The organism is Pseudomonas sp. GW821-FHT12A04, assembly GCF_058807755.1.
Window position 1 is genome coordinate 67,591 of sequence record NZ_JBXAQZ010000012.1, and the last position, 15,331, is coordinate 82,921.

Sequence of the window (15,331 nt, forward strand, 5' to 3'; positions counted from 1 at the left end):
GGGATGCGCTACCATGGCCCTCCCTTTTTTTGTTGCCTGCCACCATGCACTGTCCCTTCTGCGGTGCCAACGACACCAAGGTCATCGACTCGCGTCTGGTCGCCGAGGGCGAACAGGTGCGCCGCCGGCGTGAATGCCTGGCCTGCGGCGAGCGTTTCACGACGTTCGAGACGGCTGAACTGGTGTTGCCGCGCCTGATCAAAACCGACGGCAGTCGCCAGCCGTTCGACGAAGAAAAACTCCGCGCCGGCATGCAGCGCGCGCTGGAAAAGCGCCCGGTGAGTGTCGAGCGCCTCGAGTCGTCGCTGGTGCACATCAAACACAAACTGCGCGCCACCGGCGAACGCGAGGTCAAATCCCTCGTGGTCGGCGAACTGGTGATGGCCGAGCTGCAGAAGCTCGACGAAGTCGCCTACATCCGCTTCGCTTCGGTGTATCGCCGCTTCCAGGACCTCAACGAGTTCCGCGAAGAGATCGATCGCCTGGCCCGTGAACCGGTGAAAGAATGACCACTTGCGCCGAACAAGCCATCCTCGACGCCCATTTCATGGCCCGTGCCCTGGAACTGGCGCGCAAGGGGCATTACACGACGCACCCCAATCCGCGGGTCGGTTGCGTGATCGTGCAGGGCGGGCAGATTGTCGGCGAAGGCTGGCACGAGCGCGCCGGCGAGCCCCACGCTGAAGTCCACGCCCTGCGCGCGGCTGGTGAGCAGGCTCGTGGCGCCACCGCTTACGTGACGCTTGAACCTTGCAGTCATCACGGCCGTACGCCGCCCTGTGCCGATGCACTGGTCAATGCCGGTGTGGCCCGCGTGGTCGCGGCGATGCAGGACCCGAACCCGGAAGTCGCCGGTCGCGGTCTGCAACGCCTGACACAGGCCGGTATCGCCACCGAAAGCGGCGTGCTGGAAGGCGAGGCGCGCAAGCTTAATCAAGGCTTTCTGAAACGCATGGAACACGGCTTGCCGTTCGTGCGGGTCAAGTTGGCCATGAGCCTCGACGGGCGAACCGCCATGGAAAGCGGCGAAAGCCAGTGGATCACCGGCCCGGCGGCGCGCTCGGCAGTGCAGCGTCTGCGCGCGCAAGCCAGTGTGGTACTGACCGGTGCCGATACGGTGCTGGCGGACAACGCACGGTTGACCGTGCGTGCCGATGAGTTGGGGCTGGATGCAGAGCAAACAGCCTTGGCCATGAGCCGTCCGCCGCTGCGGGTGTTGGTCGACGGCCGCCTGCGGGTGCCGCTGGATGCACCGTTCTTCAAGGCAGGCCCGGCGCTGGTCGCCACCTGCGTGGCGGTTGAAGAGCAATATGCCAACGGTCCAGAGTGCCTGATCGTGCCGGGCTATGACGGTCAGGTCGATCTGCGTCAACTATTGGTTGAACTCGCAACCCGTGGCGTCAACGAAGTGCTGGTCGAGGCCGGCCCGCGCCTGGCAGGTGCCTTTGCCCAACTCGGTCTGGTGGACGAGTTCCAGATTTTCATTGCCGGCAAGTTCCTGGGTTCCTCGGCGCGGCCGCTGCTGGACTGGCCGCTCGTGCAAATGAAGGATGCGCCCGAGCTCAAAATCATCGAAATTCGTGCCGTTGGCGATGACTGGCGAGTCATTGCGATTCCTTCGCCAGCCGCGAGCGTATAATTTCTGGCCATCGCTATAGCGCTGGCTTTGTTCTCGAGGAGAACCTCATGTTTACCGGCATCATCGAATCCATCGGCAGTATTCGTGCATTGACCCCAAAGGGCGGTGATGTGCGGGTTCACGTCGAAACCGGCAAGCTCGACCTGAGCGATGTCAAACTGGGCGACAGTATCGCGGTCAACGGCGTGTGCCTGACTGCCGTTGAATTGCCGGGCAATGGCTTTGCGGCGGACGTCAGTCGCGAAACCCTCGACTGCACCGCCATGAACGACCTGAAAAGCGGCAGCCCGGTCAATCTGGAAAAAGCCCTGACCCCGACCACTCGCCTCGGCGGGCATCTGGTCAGCGGTCACGTCGACGGCGTGGGCGAAGTGGTTGCCCGTACCGAAAATGCGCGCGCCGTGGAATTCCGCATCCGCGCGCCAAAGGACCTGGCCAAGTACATCGCCCATAAAGGCTCGATCACCGTCGACGGCACCAGCCTCACCGTGAACGCAGTCGATGGCGCCGAGTTCCTGCTGACCATCATTCCCCACACCCTGAGCGAAACCATCATGGCGTCGTACCAGCCAGGCCGCCGGGTGAACCTGGAAGTGGACTTGCTGGCCCGTTACCTGGAGCGTCTGCTACTGGGCGACAAGGCTGCGGAGCCAACTTCCAGTAACATCACTGAAAGCTTTCTGGCCGCCAACGGCTACCTCAAATCCTGACCCAAGGGGGTGCCTTGTGGCGCTCAATAGCATCGAAGAACTGGTTGAAGACATCCGCCAAGGCAAGATGGTCATCCTCATGGATGACGAAGACCGCGAGAACGAAGGCGACCTGATCATGGCCGCCGAGTGCTGCAAGCCCGAGCACATCAACTTCATGGCCAAGCACGCCCGTGGCCTGATCTGCATGCCGATGAGCCGCGAGCGCTGCGAACTGCTCAAGCTGCCGTTGATGGCGCCGCGCAACGGGTCCGGTTTCGGCACCAAGTTCACCGTATCGATCGAAGCGGCCACCGGCGTGACCACCGGCATCTCCGCCGCAGACCGTGCGCGCACCGTGCAGGCCGCCGCCGCCCGTGATGCCAAGGCTGAAGACATCGTCAGCCCGGGCCACATCTTCCCGCTGATGGCTCAGGCCGGCGGCACCCTGGCCCGTGCCGGCCACACCGAAGCGGCGTGCGACCTGGCGCGCATGGCCGGTTACGAGCCTAGCGGGGTGATCTGCGAAGTGATGAACGACGACGGCACCATGTCCCGTCGCGCCGAGCTGGAAGCCTTTGCCGCCGAACACGACATCAAGATCGGCACCATCGCCGACCTGATTCACTACCGGATGATCCACGAACGTACCGTTCAGCGGATTGCCGAGCAGCCACTGGACAGCGAACTGGGCCAATTCAACCTGGTGACCTATCGTGATTCCGTGGAAGGCGACGTGCACATGGCACTGACCCTGGGCAACGTGTGTGCCGAAGAGCCGACCCTGGTTCGAGTGCACAACATGGACCCGCTGCGTGACCTGCTGATGGTCAAGCAACCGGGCCGCTGGAGCCTGCGCGCCGCCATGTCCGCGGTTGCCGAGGCTGGTAGCGGCGTGGTGCTGTTGCTCGGTCACCCACTCGATGGCGACGTGTTGCTGGCGCATATTCGCGAAACCGCCGATCACGCAGCCGTGAAAAAACCGACCACCTACAGCACTGTCGGTGCCGGTTCGCAGATCCTGCGCGACCTTGGCGTACGCAAAATGCGCCTGATGTCGGCACCGATGAAATTTAATGCGATATCCGGTTTCGATCTGGAAGTTGTAGAATACGTGCCCTCCGAATAATGACCGGTTGTTCCCGGCCTTGAATTCGCGGCAAATAAATCACTGAGGGGCGCGTAGAAGACGCGTCCCGGCTCTTTAAGAGATCTAACGAATGACCCTGAAGACCATCGAAGGTACCTTCATCGCCCCTAAAGGCCGCTACGCTCTGGTAGTGGGCCGTTTCAACAGCTTCGTCGTTGAAAGCCTGGTCAGCGGTGCAGTTGATGCCCTGGTTCGCCACGGCGTGAGCGAAAGCGACATCACCATCATCCGCGCACCTGGCGCCTTCGAAATTCCGCTGGTTGCGCAGAAAGTCGCCCAGAAAGGCGAGTTCGCGGCAATCATCGCCCTGGGCGCGGTCATTCGTGGCGGCACTCCGCACTTCGAATACGTGGCTGGCGAGTGCACCAAGGGCCTGGCTCAGGTGTCCATGGAGTTCGGCGTTCCGGTCGCTTTCGGCGTCCTGACCGTTGATTCCATCGAGCAAGCCATCGAACGTTCCGGCACCAAGGCCGGCAACAAAGGTGCTGAAGCTGCCCTGTCCGCTCTGGAAATGGTCAGCCTGCTGGCGCAGTTGGAGGCCAAGTGATTAGCGACGAAAGCGATCGTTTCAACCCGCGCGATCCAAAGCCTGCGGATGCCGGCAAGCCATCGAAAAGCGCCAAGCGCCGCGAAGCCCGTCAGCTCGCGACCCAGGCGCTGTACCAATGGCACATGGCCAAGCAGTCGCTGAACGAGATCGAAGCGCAGTTCCGGGTCGATAACGATTTCACCGATGTCGACGGCGCGTACTTCCGCGAAATCCTGCACGGGGTTCCGCAGTTCAAGACCGAAATCGACACCGCGCTCACGCCATGCCTGGACTTGACCATCGAAGAGCTGGACCCGGTTGAACTGGCTGTTCTGCGCCTGTCGACCTGGGAACTGCTCAAGCGCGTCGACGTGCCGTACCGCGTTGTGATCAACGAAGGTATCGAACTGGCCAAGGTCTTCGGTTCCACCGACGGCCACAAGTTCGTCAACGGTGTGCTCGACAAGCTGGCCCCGCGACTGCGTGAAGCTGAAGTGAAGGCGTTCAAGCGCTGATTGGCGTTTGGACAGGATACCTGATGGGCGAGTTTGAGCTGATCCGCAATTTCTTCGCCGCCGCGCCTTGTGCGCAGGGCGGCGAAGGCGTTGCCCTCGGGATTGGCGATGACTGCGCCTTGCTGGCTGTTCCCTCCGGGGAGCAGATGGCGATTTCTACCGATACGTTGGTGGCCGGCGTGCATTTCGCCGATCCCTGCGATCCGTTTCTGCTCGGTCAGCGCTCGCTGGCCGTGGCCGTCAGCGACCTGGCCGCCATGGGCGCCACCCCGATTGCCTTTACCCTTGCCCTGACCTTGCCGACGGTGACCGCCGATTGGCTGCAAGCCTATGCCCGTGGTTTGAACCAGATGGCGCAAAGCTGCGGCGTGGCGCTAGTGGGTGGTGACACGACCCGTGGGCCGCTGAGCCTGACCATGACCGTGTTCGGCCGCGTGCCGGCCGGTCAGGCGCTGACCCGCAGCGGTGCGCAACCGGGCGACCTGCTGTGTGTCGGCGGCAACCTGGGCAATGCCGCCGGTGCCTTGCCCTTGGTGCTCGGCCAGCGCACAGCTGAAACGCGCATTGCCGAGCCGTTGCTGGCGCATTACTGGTCGCCGCAACCGCAGCTCGGTTTGGGGCAGGCGCTACGGGGCAAGGCCACTTCGGCGATGGATATCTCCGACGGCCTGCTTGCGGATTGCGGGCATATCGCGCTGGCGTCGAAGGTTGGTATCGAAGTCGAGCGGGATCGTTTGCCACTGTCCCAGAGCCTGGTCGACTTTCTCGGCCAATCGGACGCACAGGTTGCGGCCCTGAGCGGCGGCGACGACTACGTCCTGGCCTTCACCTTACCGTCCGTCGAGTTGCCGCTATTGCTGGCCGATGGCTGGCCGATCCATGTGATTGGTCAAGTGGTGACGGGGCAGGGCGTGAAGCTGCTGGACGCCGATGGCAAAGACATCACCCCGCAAACCCGGGGTTATCAACATTTTCGGGAGTCACCGTGACAGATCATCCCAAACAGGTCCCGGCGGAATTCGTACCGCCGTCGGTCTGGCGTAATCCATGGCATTTCCTGGCGTTCGGCTTTGGCTCGGGCACCTTGCCAAAGGCGCCCGGCACTTGGGGGTCGTTGGTTGCGCTGCCCTTTATTCCGTTGTGGCAGATGCTGCCCGACTGGGGTTACTGGCTGATGCTGGGCATCACCATGCTGTTCGGCTTCTGGCTGTGCGGCAAAGTGGCCGACGATTTGCGGGTACACGATCATGAAGGCATCGTCTGGGACGAAATGGTCGGGATGTGGATCACCCTGTGGCTGGTGCCGGAGGGCTGGCAGTGGTTGCTGGCGGGTTTCCTGATGTTCCGCTTCTTCGACATTCTCAAGCCATGGCCGATTCGCTGGATTGACCGGCACGTACATGGCGGCGTCGGCATCATGCTCGATGATGTCCTGGCCGGGGTGTTCGCCTGGTTGGCGATGCAGGGATTGGTGTGGTTTTTCGCCTGACCGGGGATTTCCAGGCGTTGGTCATGAGAGCTGTTTATCGGGGGAAGCGGGGGATGACTGTACGCGGATTGATGGTGATGGCGTTCGCGATGTTTTGCTCTTGTGTCCAGGCGGGAGGAGGGGGGGCTACGCCGCCGTCGGTGATTCATCTGGCCAGCGAAGAGTGGGAAGGCTACACCGCCGCTGACGGTCATGGACTGGGTTGGGACGTGCTACGGCAAGTGTTCGAGCCGGCGGGCGTCAAGGTCGACATCCGCACCGAGCCCTACGTACGTTCGCTGGGCCTGGCCGAACGTGGCGAGGTCGATGCCTGCGTCGGCTCCTATCGTGACGATTCTGAGGGTGTGCTCTATCCCCATTGGAACTTCGACACCGATCACATCTATGCGCTGGGCCTGGCCAGCAGTCCGGTACCCACCCCGCAAACCCTGGGCAATTATCGACTGGCCTGGATTCGTGGCTACGACTACCAGGATTACTTGCCCAATGTGCGCCACTTCGACGAAGTGCAGCGGCGTACCGGCATCGAGTCGATGCTGATCCACAATCGTGCCGACTTTTACATCGATGCCCTGACCGAAGTCGATGACGTCATCAAGCGCGCCAAGGATCCGTCCCAACTGCGGCGCACCCATATCGCCGAGTTGCCGCTGTACCTGTGCTTTGCCAAGACCCCGAAGGCACGCACGTTAATGGCCCTGTTCGACCAGCGCATGGAGCAACTGGTGAAAAGCGGCGAGTTGAAACCGATTTTTGAACGCTGGAAACAGCCTTATCCGTTTGAAGATAATTGACCCCGATTCAAGGACTGATACTGAACCATGTGGGAGTGTCTTCAGGGCGTATATCAAACATTTTGATAGTTATCGCCGATAATTCAGCCTAAGCGTCCTCCGGAACCTGCTGTTACAATGCCGGCTCTGCGAATCTTCAGACTTTTAGATCAGGAGCACACCGGTGCCTGTCGTTTTTGTCGCCGCTTCCAAGCTGCCAACGCCTTTTGCGCAATTCACCATGCATGGCTTTCTCGATGAAGCCACCGGCCGCGAGCACGTTGTGCTGAGCCTAGGTGAATTCGACGATGGTGCCCCGGTACTCGGCCGGCTGCACTCCGAATGCCTGACGGGCGATGCCCTGTTCAGCCAGCGTTGCGACTGCGGCTCGCAACTGGAGGCCGCCTTGCAGGCCATCGCCCGCGAAGGTCGTGGCGTATTGCTCTACCTACGACAGGAAGGCCGGGGCATTGGTCTGCTGAACAAGATCCGCGCCTATGAGCTGCAGGACGGTGGCGCCGACACCGTTGAAGCCAACGAACGCCTGGGCTTTGCCGCCGACCAGCGTGACTACGCCATGTGCCTGCCGATGCTGGAGCACCTGGGCGTGAAGTCACTGCGCCTGATGACCAACAACCCGCGCAAGGTCAAAGCCTTGACCGACATGGGTATCGTGGTCGCCGAGCGCGTGCCGCTGCACACCGGCCACAACCCGCATAACCGACTCTACCTGGCGACCAAGGCCAGCAAGCTCGATCACATGATGGGCAATGAGCATCAGGGCGAGGTAGACCGGGCGTGACCCGTGGTCAGGTGCGGCGGCGACTGTCCGTCAACTGGTGGCAATACCTGGCACTGGCCTTGTTGCCCCTGTTTGTGATCAACGCGGTGTTCGGCCAGAGCGAAGCCATTCTGCCGGTGCTGGCGATGCCGTTGTTCATCGCCGGAGTTGCTTCGATGTTTGTCAGCCTGAAGTTTTTCGGCGCCTACAAACACGCACTGATCGCCACCCAGAAAGCCCTCGATACCTCTGAAGAACCTGCTGCCTGGATCAGTCTGGCAGCCAAGCGGCGCCCGGCATTCCTGGCCGCCGGGCTGCCGGCCTGGATCGCTGCCCTGGCGGTGTTCGTCGGTCTCGAAGCCGTGCCGCTGATGCTGCTGGCACTGTCGACCGCCGTGTTGTTCTACCTCTACCGTATTCCGCGTCAACTCGGTTGATGCGCGCGCTCTGGCTGGCGGTGTTGCTGCTGGCCGCCAGTGGCTCGGCCGTTGCGGTCGAACGGGTTGTCAGCCTCGCACCGTCGCTCTCTGAAATCGTCGTTGAACTGGGCTCCGCCGACCTCCTGGTAGGTGTGCTGGACGCCGGTGAGCGACCTGCCGAACTCAAGGACCTGCCCTCCGTTGGCCGCTATGGCCAGCTGGACATGGAGCGCTTGCTCAGCCTGAAGCCCGATCTGTTGCTGCTATGGCCCGGTAGTGTTGGCCCGGCCCAGCGTGACCAGCTCAAGCGACTGAATATTCCCACCTACGTCGCCGAACCCCGCAGCCTGGACCAGCTCACGGTGCAGATCGAAGCCATTGCTGCTCAGCTGGATCGGCCTGAACGCGGAATTTCATTGGCCAGCGATCTACGCCAGCGGCTGGATGAATTGCGCCAGCGCTATCGCCGGGACAAGCCGTTACGAGTGTTCTATCAGGTCTGGGATCGGCCGCTGTATACGGTTGGCGGCGAGCAGATCATCAGCGATGCGCTGGAGGCCTGCGGTGCGCAAAACGTGTTTGCCGACCTGAAGCTGCCGGCACCGCAAGTCAGTGTGGAGGCGGTGTTGCAGCGTAATCCCGAGGTGATTCTGGCCAGCGATCAGGCGCAGCTTGATGCGTGGAAAGCCTGGCCACAGGTGGCGGCGGTATCACAAGGGCAATTGCGTTTGGTGACGGACAAGGGCCTTGAGCGGCCGAGTGGGCAGATGGTCGAGGCGACCGCCAAGCTTTGTCATTTGATTGCGTCAGACCGCTGAGACCGAGGTGCTTTCATCGCGAGCAAGCTCGCTCCCACAGGGATCAGGTTTGATCGAAAAACTGTAATTCAACCGCAAAACCTGTGGGAGCGAGCTTGCTCGCGATGAGGCCGGTCCACACACCTCTTATTTTGGATCAGATCTCTGGTGTCCACGTCACCCCGAACATCCACGCCCGACCTTCCTCGCGATACCCATACTGGCTACCTTGGTAGCTGTACAGCGCCCGGCTGTAACCCTTGTCCAGCAGGTTATCGACCTTCAGCTCCAGCTGGATTTCACGATTGAGCTCCCAACTGCTGCGCAACCCCAACAGGGCATAACCACCCAACGGCTGTTGATTGTTCAAGTCGTCATAGCTGCTGCTGACCGCTTGCCAACTGGCGCCGAGGCCCAGGCGATCGAACTGTCGGTCCAGGTCCAGGTCCAGGCTCAAGGTGCGCCGCGCACGACGGGCCAGGGTGTGGCCCGTATCACGGTCGCGTGGGTCGATGATCGCCACGCCAAGGTTGCTCTGCCAGCCGAACAGTTCCTGCTTCAGCGCTGCTTCGAAGCCGTTGATCCGTGCCGAGGCGACGTTTTCGGGGCGTGAGTTGCTGCCGAAAATGATCGCGTCTTCAAGGTCGGTGCGATACAGCGACGTCTCCAGGCGACTGCTCTCGGTCAATTGGCTGCGCCATTGCAGCTCATAGCTCTTGGATGTTTCGGGTTTCAAATCCGGGTTGCTGAAATCCGGGTAATACAGATCATTGAACGTCGGCGCGCGGAAGCCTTCGCTATAGGTCAGCAGCACTTCGTTGTCCGGGTTCAGCGGCACGGTGAAGGTGCCGCTCCAGGTGTTCTGGCTGCCGAACTGCTGGTTATCGTCGTGACGCAGACCCAACTCCGTAGAGAAACTGTCGGCCTGAAAGCGATGCTGGATAAACACGGCGCGGTTCCAGCGGCTGTCTTCGTCGAACGCTGTGGTGCTGTTGATCCGGTCTTCGTACCAGTCGCCACCGAGCATCAGGCTGTTGCGCTCGTTGAGCGTCAGATCGTTCTGCCAGTTGACCGAGTCGCGGTAAGTATTGAAAACACTGCGCTCATCGCTGAGCTTGTCGAGGGTTGTCTCGCGGTTTTCGCTGTGACCGAGTTCGATGCGGGTTTTCCATACCTCATTGATCTGTGCATCAATGTAGCTGCTGGCGCTGCTCACATTGAAGTCGTTGTAGGGCTGCTGTTGATAGGACTTGTCCGTCACGTAATCGTAACGGCCGAACGGACTATCAAACTCGCTCTTGCCACGGTTATCCAGCACGTTGGCGCCGACTTCGACGTCTTCCGTCAGGGTGTGACTCAGGCTCAGGCTGAGGGATTTGTTGCGGTAGGCGTCGTGATCGCCATCACTGGGATACGACTCGTGGGTGCGATTGATCCCGGCGGTTTCATCGAGGCTGGCGCCAAGGTTGAAGCGGGTTCGCTCATCACCACCGGACAGGCCAAGGCTGCGCTCCCAGGTCTGATTACTGCCAAAACCGGTGTGCATGTGCGGTTGCAGGCCTTGTTCACCGCCGCGGCGGGTGAAGATCTGGATCACCCCGCCAATCGCATCGCTGCCGTAAATCACCGAGCGGGAGCCGCGCAGCACTTCCACGCGCTCGACCTGCTCGATATTGATGTGTTGCAGGTTGCTGTCGCCGGAGGTCGAACTGCCGATGCGTTGGCCATCCACCAGCACCAGGCTCTGGGCCGACTGGGTGCCGCGGATATAGACCCCCGGAATGCTGCCGCGCCCGCCGGACTGCGAGACTTGCACACCCGGTACTCGACGCAACAGGTCAGTGACGCTATCGGGTTGCAGGCGATCGATGTCGTCGCGGGTGAACACGGTGTTGGCGGCGCTGCTGTCATTGCGCGCTTCGACCTGGCGGTTGGCGCTGATCAACACGTCGGGCAGCTTCAGGGCCTGGTCGCGTTCGAAGGTGTCGGCCAGCAATTGACCGGCCGGCAGCAGGGTCAGCGTCAGGGCGAAGGGAGAGAGTTTCATGGGTAGTCCGTTGGTGCTTTGAGGCGAATACAGTTTTGATAGGCGCTGAAAACCACTGTGGGAGCGAGCTTGCTCGCGATAGCGGTGTATCAGTCAGCATCTGAGTCGACTGACAGTCCGCCATCGCGAGCAAGCTCGCTCCCACAGGGTTTTGCGTTTAGATGTTCAGCAGTTGCAGGCGCTCGCGGATCGAAGCCTCGATCCCGGCTTCATCCAGCCCACACTCAGCCAGCATTTGCGCAGGCTTGGCGTGTTCGACGTAAATGTCCGGCAAGCCCAGGTGCAGCATCGACTTGAGGATGTTTTCGCGGGCGAGGAATTCGCTGACCGCGCCACCGGCGCCGCCCATGATCGCGTTTTCTTCGACAGTGACCAGTAGCTCGTGGCTGCCAGCGATTTCGCGAACCAGTTCTTCATCCAACGGCTTGACGAAACGCATGTCGACCACGGTTGCGTCCAGCGTCTCGGCGACTTTCAGGGCTTCGGCCAGTTGCACGCCGAACACCAGCAGGGCGACTTTGCTGCCCTGGCGGCGGACTACGCCCTTGCCGATCTCGATCGGTTCGAGGTCTTTCTCGATGGTCGCGTTCGGGCCGTTGCCGCGAGGGTAACGCACCGCCGCCGGGCCTTCGTACAGGTGACCGGTGGTGAGCATCTTGCGCAGCTCGTTTTCATCGCTCGGGGTCATCACCAGCATGCCGGGGATGCAGCGCAGGAACGACAAATCGAAGCTGCCGGCGTGGGTTGGGCCGTCTTCGCCGACCAGGCCTGCGCGGTCGATGGCGAACAGCACGTCGAGGTTCTGTACGGCGACGTCATGCACCAACTGGTCGTAGCCGCGTTGCAGGAAGGTCGAGTAGATGGCCACCACGGGTTTGGCGCCTTCACAGGCCATGCCGGCCGCGAGAGTGACGGCGTGCTGCTCGGCAATGGCGACGTCGAAGTAGCGCAGCGGGAAGCGTTCGCTGAAAGCGACCAGGTCCGAGCCTTCCTTCATCGCCGGGGTAATCCCGACCAGACGCGGATCGGCCGCCGCCATGTCGCACAGCCACTCGCCGAACACACCGGAGTACTTGGGCCCGCTGGCCTTTTTCGGCGCGGCGGCCGGGGCGTCCAGCGGTTCGAGTTTGGTGATGGCGTGGTAACCGATCGGGTCGACTTCCGCCGGGGCGAAGCCTTTGCCTTTCTTGGTGACGACGTGCAGGAACTGCGGGCCTTTCAGATCGCGCATGTTGCGCAGGGTAGCGATCAGGGTCGGCAGGTCGTGGCCATCGATGGGGCCGATGTAGTTCCAGCCCAGTTCTTCGAACAGCGTGCCGGGAACCAGCATGCCTTTGGCATATTCTTCGGTCCGGCGAGCGATTTCCCAGGCACCGGGCAGGCGCGACAGCACTTTCTTGCTGCCTTCGCGCATGCTCGCGTAGGTGCGGCTGGAAAGGATCTTCGCCAGGTAGTTCGACAAGCCACCGACGTTGCGCGAGATCGACATGTCGTTGTCATTGAGGATCACCAGCATGTTGGCGTTCACTTCCGGCGCATGGTTCAGCGCCTCGAACGCCATGCCCGCGGTCAACGCGCCGTCGCCGATCACTGCGATCGCCTTGCGCTCGCTGTTTTGCAGGCGGGCGGCAATCGCCATACCCAGCGCGGCACTGATCGAGGTGCTGGAGTGGCCGACGCCAAAGGTGTCGTACTCGCTCTCGGAGCGGCGCGGGAAGGCGGCGACGCCGTCCTTCTGGCGCAGGGTGCCCATGCGCTCGCGACGACCGGTGAGGATCTTGTGTGGATAAGCCTGATGACCCACGTCCCACACCAGCCGGTCGTCCGGGGTATCGAAGACGTAATGCAGCGCGATGGTCAGCTCGATCACGCCCAGGCCGGCACCGAAATGTCCACCGGTCTGGCCGACCGTGTAGAGCAATTCCAGGCGCAACTCATCGGCCAGGGTTTCCAGCTCGGCTTCGCCTAACCGGCGCAGGCCGTCCGGCGTGTTCGCGCGGTCGAGCAGGGGCGTGGTCGGGCGCTTGCGGGGAATCTCATGAAACGTCGTGGGCATCAGGCGAATCGTTATAGGTATAAAAGATGCGGCAGTTTACCTGATGCATCGTCCCCTGCCCACGCGTTGGTCTTTTTTGGCGGATTCGCCGTCAGCTGCGGCGATCGACGATATACCGGGCCAGATCACGCAACGGCTCGGCCGCTGCGTCAAACGGTCGCAGTGCGTGCAGGGCCTGGTCGCGCAGCTCCAGGGCATAGGCCTTGGCGGCGTCGAGGCCGAGCAGGGACGGGTAGGTCGGTTTGTCCCGGGCAATGTCGGCGCCCTGGCGTTTGCCGAGGGTTTCGGTATCGCTTTCGACGTCGAGAATGTCGTCTTGCACCTGGAATGCCAGACCGATGGCCTGTGCATAAGTCTGCAGGGACTTGAGTTCGTCTTTCTCGGCACGGCCGCTGGCCAGGGCGCCGAGTTTGACGCTGGCCTCGATCAGCGCGCCGGTCTTGTGCCGGTGCATGTACTCCAGGGCTTTCTGGTCGAGCTTCAGACCGACCGAGCCGAGGTCGATGGCCTGACCGCCAACCATGCCCGCCGGGCCTGCCGCCAACGCCAGGGCACTGACCATTTGCAGGCGGATTTCGGCATCCGACGCGCTCAGGCGTGGATCGAGCAGGGCGCTGAAAGCCAGGCTCTGCAAGCCGTCGCCGGCGAGGATCGCGCAGGCTTCATCGAATTTCTTGTGGGTGGTTGGCTGGCCGCGGCGCAGATCGTCATCGTCCATTGCTGGCAAATCGTCATGCACCAGCGAGTAAGCGTGGATCAATTCCACCGCACAGGCCGCACCGTTGGCTTGCTCGGCCTTACCGCCCAACGCCTCGCATGCGGCGTAGGCCAGCAGTGGACGCACGCGTTTGCCGCCATTCATCACGCTGTAGCGCATGGCTTCGTACAGCCGCGCCAGCTCGGGGCTCGGTGCGGTGAACAGGGTTTCCAGCGCTGCATTGACGCGGGCCTGGCTGGTGGCCGAGTACGCTGCAATCATTCTGGCTGATCCGCGTCGAAGGGTTCCTCGGCCAACTCGCCATCACGCTCGAGCAGCACCTGAACCTTTTGCTCGGCCTGGGCCAGCGCCGCCTGGCAATCGCGGGTCAGGCCAATGCCTTGCTCGAAAGCGGCCAGCGAGTCCTCCAGCGACAATTCGCCATTCTCCAGGCGCTCCACCAGCGTTTGCAGGTCGGCGAGGGATTGTTCGAAATCCAGTGCAGCTTTTTTGCGGGCCATGGCGGCGATTTCCGGTTGACGTTAAACCGGCGCGACACTAGCAGATAGGGGGGGTATGGGCAAATGAGCGGGGGATTTGGTGCTGCCCATTCCTGTAGGAGCGAGCTTGCTCGCGATGGTCGTTAACGATGACGCGTACTGTCTGATTTGACGCGGTGCCCTTGCGTTCATCGCGAGCAAGCTCGCTCCTACAGGGTGGAAGATGCTTTTCGGCTCACCGTCCACCCAGCGCTGTGATTCCTCCCGCAAATCCAGATGCGCCCGATTGTTAAAAAACACCTGCACGTCTAACCTTCGCGTCATATTCGACTCGGCAATCACGGGTCTTTCAGACGAAACGCAGTATCCACATCTGTAATGCGCTCAGGATCAGGCGCAAGGTTTCGTCATGCATGGCAGGAGGCGTCACATGCGCTCATTTCTTTTGCTGCTGATCGGGTTGGTCTGTGTGCCGGTTCTGGCCGCGCCAAGTGCCGAGGTGTCGGAGCCGGTGGGCGGCTGGCGCTTCAACGGGTTGCTGGACCGCACGGAAAACCCGCAAGTCGCCTATCCCACGCCGCCGATCGACCGGGGTGTGCAGCGCAATCGCACGATGATCGAAGGCCAACTGAAGGCCCTGGGCACCCAGCGCGGGCCGCACACGTTGGCGGTCAACGGCAATCCGCTGAACCTCTATACCGACGAACAAGGGCGTTTCGCCCGACCCTATGCGTTTGGCGCCGGTTCCAACAGCGTCGAAGTGCGCAGCGCCGAAGGCCAGCCTCTCAAGCGTGTTCAATTCTATGAAGCCAACAACCTGCGCACCCCGGCGCGGATTCGCGTGGTGCTGGGTTGGGACGATCCGAAAGCCGAACTCGACCTGCATATTGTCACGCCTGATGGCCAGCATGCCTTCTGGGCGCATTCGGCCTTGACCAATGGCGGCGGCCTCGACCCCGACGGCGTCGATGGCCCGGGTCCGGAAATGTTCACCATGACCGCACCGCTGCGTGGCACCTATCTGGTTTACGTGAACTATTGGGGCAACTTCGGCAGCGGCGGCTATAACTTCGATGAGACCAGCAACCAGAACGAGGTGATTACCTCGCAGATCAACCTGGTGCTCAACGAAAACACCGTCGATGAAAAACGCGAGACGTTCATCGTGCCCCTGCGCGCAATCGGCGACCTGCTGCTGGTCAAGACATTCAACTACTAAGCATCCCCGCTCCACGGATGAAATTCGGGTT

The 15,331-nt window shown here is 61.8% G+C and carries 17 protein-coding genes; 13 read left to right on the forward strand and 4 right to left on the reverse strand.

Translation table 11 applies throughout. The features are described 5' to 3' along the window. The first annotated feature begins 44 nt into the window (after window positions 1-44). From nrdR to AC1RS8_RS19400, 12 genes are all read left to right on the forward strand, one after another. Window positions 45-509 (forward strand): transcriptional regulator NrdR, encoded by a 465-nt coding sequence (gene nrdR, locus AC1RS8_RS19345; protein WP_003228656.1) that lies wholly within the window; start codon window positions 45-47, stop codon window positions 507-509. Continuing rightward, complete coding sequence (gene ribD, locus AC1RS8_RS19350) at window positions 506-1,639, forward strand: bifunctional diaminohydroxyphosphoribosylaminopyrimidine deaminase/5-amino-6-(5-phosphoribosylamino)uracil reductase RibD (RefSeq protein ID WP_154947324.1); 1,134 nt, start codon at window positions 506-508, stop codon at window positions 1,637-1,639. The genes nrdR and ribD overlap by 4 nt, the downstream gene beginning before the upstream one ends. 47 nt (window positions 1,640-1,686) lie before the next feature. Beyond that, the gene (locus AC1RS8_RS19355; protein WP_007906836.1) at window positions 1,687-2,349 is read left to right on the forward strand and encodes a riboflavin synthase; all 663 of its coding nucleotides are present in this window, start codon (window positions 1,687-1,689) and stop codon (window positions 2,347-2,349) included. A gap of 16 nt (window positions 2,350-2,365) precedes the next feature. Next, entirely contained in the window at window positions 2,366-3,457 is a 1,092-nt protein-coding gene (ribBA, locus tag AC1RS8_RS19360; protein WP_090451662.1) for a bifunctional 3,4-dihydroxy-2-butanone-4-phosphate synthase/GTP cyclohydrolase II, read from the forward strand. Window positions 3,458-3,548: 91 nt separating this feature from the next. Continuing rightward, complete coding sequence (gene ribH / locus AC1RS8_RS19365) at window positions 3,549-4,025, forward strand: 6,7-dimethyl-8-ribityllumazine synthase (protein ID WP_003228649.1); 477 nt, start codon at window positions 3,549-3,551, stop codon at window positions 4,023-4,025. Next, window positions 4,022-4,522 (forward strand): transcription antitermination factor NusB, encoded by a 501-nt coding sequence (gene nusB, locus AC1RS8_RS19370; RefSeq protein WP_042610619.1) that lies wholly within the window; start codon window positions 4,022-4,024, stop codon window positions 4,520-4,522. The genes ribH and nusB overlap by 4 nt, the downstream gene beginning before the upstream one ends. A gap of 23 nt (window positions 4,523-4,545) precedes the next feature. Then, window positions 4,546-5,511 carry a thiamine-phosphate kinase gene (gene thiL / locus AC1RS8_RS19375; protein ID WP_489339298.1) on the forward strand — a complete coding sequence of 322 codons (966 nt, stop codon included), beginning with the start codon at window positions 4,546-4,548 and terminating at the stop codon, window positions 5,509-5,511. Next, window positions 5,508-6,011 carry a phosphatidylglycerophosphatase A family protein gene (locus AC1RS8_RS19380; RefSeq protein WP_007970166.1) on the forward strand — a complete coding sequence of 168 codons (504 nt, stop codon included), beginning with the start codon at window positions 5,508-5,510 and terminating at the stop codon, window positions 6,009-6,011. Before thiL ends, AC1RS8_RS19380 begins: the two co-directional genes overlap by 4 nt. A gap of 53 nt (window positions 6,012-6,064) precedes the next feature. Next, complete coding sequence (locus tag AC1RS8_RS19385) at window positions 6,065-6,805, forward strand: substrate-binding periplasmic protein (RefSeq protein WP_489339297.1); 741 nt, start codon at window positions 6,065-6,067, stop codon at window positions 6,803-6,805. Window positions 6,806-6,968: 163 nt separating this feature from the next. Continuing rightward, window positions 6,969-7,586 carry a GTP cyclohydrolase II gene (ribA, locus tag AC1RS8_RS19390; RefSeq protein ID WP_008053837.1) on the forward strand — a complete coding sequence of 206 codons (618 nt, stop codon included), beginning with the start codon at window positions 6,969-6,971 and terminating at the stop codon, window positions 7,584-7,586. Further along, entirely contained in the window at window positions 7,583-8,002 is a 420-nt protein-coding gene (locus AC1RS8_RS19395; RefSeq protein ID WP_489339296.1) for an MFS transporter, read from the forward strand. The genes ribA and AC1RS8_RS19395 overlap by 4 nt, the downstream gene beginning before the upstream one ends. Then, complete coding sequence (locus tag AC1RS8_RS19400; protein ID WP_489339295.1) at window positions 8,002-8,802, forward strand: cobalamin-binding protein; 801 nt, start codon at window positions 8,002-8,004, stop codon at window positions 8,800-8,802. The genes AC1RS8_RS19395 and AC1RS8_RS19400 overlap by 1 nt, the downstream gene beginning before the upstream one ends. 136 nt (window positions 8,803-8,938) lie before the next feature. Here AC1RS8_RS19400 and AC1RS8_RS19405 read toward each other — a convergent pair whose 3' ends face one another. From AC1RS8_RS19405 to AC1RS8_RS19420, 4 genes are all read right to left on the reverse strand, one after another. Then, entirely contained in the window at window positions 8,939-10,828 is a 1,890-nt protein-coding gene (locus AC1RS8_RS19405) for a TonB-dependent receptor domain-containing protein (protein ID WP_489339294.1), read from the reverse strand. Between the two features lie 157 nt (window positions 10,829-10,985). Continuing rightward, window positions 10,986-12,884: a 1-deoxy-D-xylulose-5-phosphate synthase gene (gene dxs, locus AC1RS8_RS19410; RefSeq protein WP_218497942.1), complete on the reverse strand. Its 1,899-nt coding sequence runs from the start codon at window positions 12,882-12,884 to the stop codon at window positions 10,986-10,988. A 91-nt stretch (window positions 12,885-12,975) separates the two neighbouring features. Then, window positions 12,976-13,863, reverse strand: a complete 888-nt coding sequence (gene ispA, locus AC1RS8_RS19415) for a (2E,6E)-farnesyl diphosphate synthase (protein WP_057713134.1) — start codon at window positions 13,861-13,863, stop codon at window positions 12,976-12,978. Beyond that, a complete protein-coding gene (locus AC1RS8_RS19420; protein ID WP_007970180.1) occupies window positions 13,860-14,102 on the reverse strand; it encodes an exodeoxyribonuclease VII small subunit in 243 nt (80 codons plus the stop codon). Before AC1RS8_RS19420 ends, ispA begins: the two co-directional genes overlap by 4 nt. A 409-nt stretch (window positions 14,103-14,511) precedes the next feature. Here AC1RS8_RS19420 and AC1RS8_RS19425 point away from each other — a divergent pair, with 409 nt between their 5' ends. Further along, complete coding sequence (locus AC1RS8_RS19425) at window positions 14,512-15,300, forward strand: YfaP family protein (RefSeq protein WP_489339293.1); 789 nt, start codon at window positions 14,512-14,514, stop codon at window positions 15,298-15,300. The last annotated feature ends 31 nt before the right edge of the window (window positions 15,301-15,331 follow it).